The organism is Okeania sp. SIO2B9, from assembly GCF_010672505.1.
Lineage (GTDB): Bacteria > Cyanobacteriota > Cyanobacteriia > Cyanobacteriales > Microcoleaceae > Okeania > Okeania hirsuta.
Genome location: NZ_JAAHGK010000851.1, coordinates 1 through 3,435 on the forward strand (window position 1 = coordinate 1; position 3,435 = coordinate 3,435).

General features: G+C 38.8%; 4 protein-coding genes and 1 pseudogene. All 5 read left to right on the forward strand.

Features of this window, described 5'->3' with window-relative positions; genetic code table 11:
- Positions 1–602: 602 nt before the first annotated feature.
- The gene (gene aroF / locus F6K13_RS24440) at positions 603–1,451 is read left to right on the forward strand and encodes a 3-deoxy-7-phosphoheptulonate synthase (protein WP_124147259.1); all 849 of its coding nucleotides are present in this window, start codon (positions 603–605) and stop codon (positions 1,449–1,451) included.
- 202 nt (positions 1,452–1,653) lie between these two features.
- The gene (locus F6K13_RS24445) at positions 1,654–2,724 is read left to right on the forward strand and encodes an ABC transporter ATP-binding protein (protein ID WP_124147258.1); all 1,071 of its coding nucleotides are present in this window, start codon (positions 1,654–1,656) and stop codon (positions 2,722–2,724) included.
- Between the two features lie 260 nt (positions 2,725–2,984).
- The gene (locus F6K13_RS24450) at positions 2,985–3,110 is read left to right on the forward strand and encodes a hypothetical protein (RefSeq protein ID WP_287288644.1); all 126 of its coding nucleotides are present in this window, start codon (positions 2,985–2,987) and stop codon (positions 3,108–3,110) included.
- Positions 3,111–3,120: 10 nt separating this feature from the next.
- Positions 3,121–3,264, forward strand: coding sequence for a hypothetical protein (locus F6K13_RS24455; protein ID WP_161565206.1), 144 nt, complete (start codon positions 3,121–3,123; stop codon positions 3,262–3,264).
- Positions 3,255–3,435: pseudogene (locus F6K13_RS24460) on the forward strand (hypothetical protein); the annotation flags it as partial. The gene F6K13_RS24455 and the pseudogene F6K13_RS24460, both read left to right, overlap by 10 nt.

The window sequence follows — 3,435 nt, forward strand, 5'->3', positions numbered from 1 at the left end:
TCGATAATTGATTTGATTTTTTATTATTGGAGATGTCTATCTAAATCTCCCCTACTCCCTTCCTGGGAGGGGGAGGGGCGAGGGGTGGGTCCCCTACTCTCAACTATGTGGTAAGTATTCAACCGGATTTGATATAACTTGGTATCTGGCCATGAAAAAATTGAGTAAGGACTTGACACTATCTAAATGCTCTGCTAGAATGTTAATTTAACAGGTTAAACATAGAAATATGTCAGTCTCACGTCCAGAGTCCGACTGTTAATATATTCAAAACAAACAAAAAAACTAATGTTTCTCATCAATTCCTACTTTTATTTTTGGCACAGAGAGGTTCACTTGGAGTGAATTTAGCTTTTGCTATGAACCTCTAAGTGAACCGCAGAATAATAACTGCGGTTTTTTTATTTGTAAATTTCACTATCTCAAAAAAAGATGAAAACAGCTATGACTCAAGTTAATACCTGGTATTACGGTTTTTATTTTTGGCCTCGATATAATTCCGGGTAACTTGTCATGCTGACCTTCAACTTTTACCCGGAACTAACAACAGTTTCGGGTTTTTTGTTTTTTACCCCACTTAATCTACATAAGGAGAATATTTCGTGTCTGACGCTAAACTTGCATCCAAATCTCATCCCGAACATCAAACAGTTATTAATATTTCTGAAAGGACAACAGTGGGAGGTAAAGATTTTTTGATTATTGGCGGTCCTTGTACCGTTGAAAGTATGGAACAAATGGAATTAGTAGCAAGCAAGTTAATAACTGCACCCGTACAAATGTTGCGGGGTGGTGTCTATAAACCGCGCACTTCTCCATACTCATTCCAAGGGTTGGGAATAGAAGGATTGAAAATTTTGGCAAAAGTTAGCCAATCTTACCATCTCCCAATCGTAACAGAAGTAATGTCTATTCCGCAAATAGAGTCGGTAGTTGCTGATGCGGATGTGCTGCAAATAGGTAGTCGCAATATGCAGAACTTTGAGTTACTAAAGGCAGTGGGCAAAGTTGGCAAACCTGTAATTTTAAAACGAGGGTTATCTGCGACTATTCAAGAATTTTTGATGGCTGCTGAATATATTCTCAGTTATGGCAACCCGGATGTAGTTTTGTGCGAACGTGGTATTCGTAGTTTCGATAATTATACTCGTAATGTTTTAGATTTAGGTACGGTAGCTGCGCTAAAACAGTTAACTCACTTGCCAGTTATTGTCGATCCTTCTCATGCGGCGGGGAAACGGGAATTAGTCGCACCGTTGGCCAAAGCTGCTATTGCTGGTGGAGCAGATGGTTTGATGATTGAATGTCATCCTGTACCGGAAGAGTCTGTTTCCGATGCACGACAAGCATTGTCATTAGAAGATATGGTGGAGTTGGTTGAAAGTTTACGCCCCATTGCTACAGCAGTGGGGCGACATATTTGTCAGGTAGAGGAGTTTTCTGTGGTTTAGTTTTTTAGCGATCGCTTTGATCGCGTCAATTTCACTTAGTCAGGACTATTGTCATCAACGTCAAGATACCACTCAATAGCAGCTATGCTGGAGGCAGAAATCAACATCCTACTTTGTCTAGTTTTGAGACTTTTAATTTGTCTCTAACAACTATGGCAACTGCTGTAAGTGAACATTAAGAGGTAAAAAATAATCAAATATCATGGCAAAACTGCAATTAAAAAATCTCAGAAAACAATTTACTAAAAATGTCATTCCCGTTAAAGACATGAATATTGAAGTTGAAGATGGGGAATTTTTAACCTTACTGGGGCCTTCTGGTTGTGGAAAATCAACCCTACTAAGACTTATTGCTGGGTTAGAAACACCCACTCAGGGTAAAGTTGTTATTGGCGATCGCGATGTAACAAATGTACCACCGGGTGGTCGTAATATTGCAATGGTGTTTCAAAGTTACGCCCTCTATCCGCACATGACGGTCTTTGAAAATATTGCTGCTTCTTTGAAACTCCGTAAAATACCTCAAGATGAAATTCAGCAACGAGTTAATAATGTTGCCCAGAAACTCGAATTAGGACAATTAATAGACCGCAAACCCCGGGAGATGTCTGGTGGACAAAGACAAAGGGTAGCATTAGCTCGATCGCTGGTACGCAACCCAGAAGTATTTTTGTTAGATGAACCTCTCAGTAATTTAGATGCACTATTACGCGAACAAGTACGAGCAGAGTTGAAACAGTTATTTAACTCTCAACAAAAACCTGTAGTTTATGTTACTCACGACCAAACGGAAGCAATGACTTTATCGAGTAAAGTAGCAATTTTATATGATGGTTACTTACAACAACTTGATGCACCTCATAAAATTTATAGTCGTCCTGCTAATAAATTTGTAGCTGGTTTTGTCGGTAGTCCGCAAATGAATTTACTGACTCTTAAATGTGAAGAAAATTATGCTATTTTAGGTGATTTTAAAATTCCTCTGCCTGATTTTCCAACAATTCCAAAACAAATTGTTATGGGTATTCGTCCGGAAGATGTACGTTTTGTTTTGACTGAAACTTCTGAGGTTGCTATTAAAGGTAAGGTGTTTTTGGTAGAAAATTTAGGTAAGGAAAAACTGTTAATTGCTCGGGTGGAAAATTCCGAACAAAATATCCGTGCTTTAGTTCCTTATGACCAAACTTGGGGTGAATTAGTAACTTTAGAATTACCTGCTAAACAGATTCATTGGTTTGATCTGGAGTCTGGCGATCGCTTACTCCAATATTAAATAGGGTTTACTGAAAAAGTGGTGTTGCACAATAGAGAATGATATTCTAGAATTTGATTGAGAGATGGATTGTCCTGATTGTCAAAGCCATAAACTATTGAAAAATGGTCATCTAATTGGGCTTTGGTGGGTGGAGAATGCTGTAAAATCTAAAGTGTCACAAGGAAAGCTCAAAACAATCCACTGTCCCAAATGTCTATCATCTCGATTGAAAAAAAAAGGTTTTCGTCGGGGGAAACAATGCCATCAATGTCAAAATTGTGGCCAACAAGATTGTTGAATCTCCAAGTAATAACGCTGATCATCCAGAAGTCAAAAAACTCTGTCTCAAAATGTATCTCAACGGCATGGGATTTCCAGCCATCGCATCTAGTTACAGAAATTGACCATACTACCATGATCAATTGGGTAAAAGAATCGGCACAACAGTTATCCGATGAACCACAGGATGATGAAATTCCTGAAATCACTGAGATTGATGAAATACAGCGGTTTGTGGGAAATAAAAAACAGATTGTTTGGAATAGCTTGTGTGGTTAATCATTGGAAACCGGGAATTATCCTTTGGGAAATTGGCGTTCGCGATAGCGATGCGGAGCATGATCGCTCCAGGGCAAACTTTTGAGAAGTTATGGCAAGTTATCCAGTTTTGGCATAGCTTTTGGTATGTCACTGACGGTGATCGAGTTTACCCAAAATATAGCAATGAGC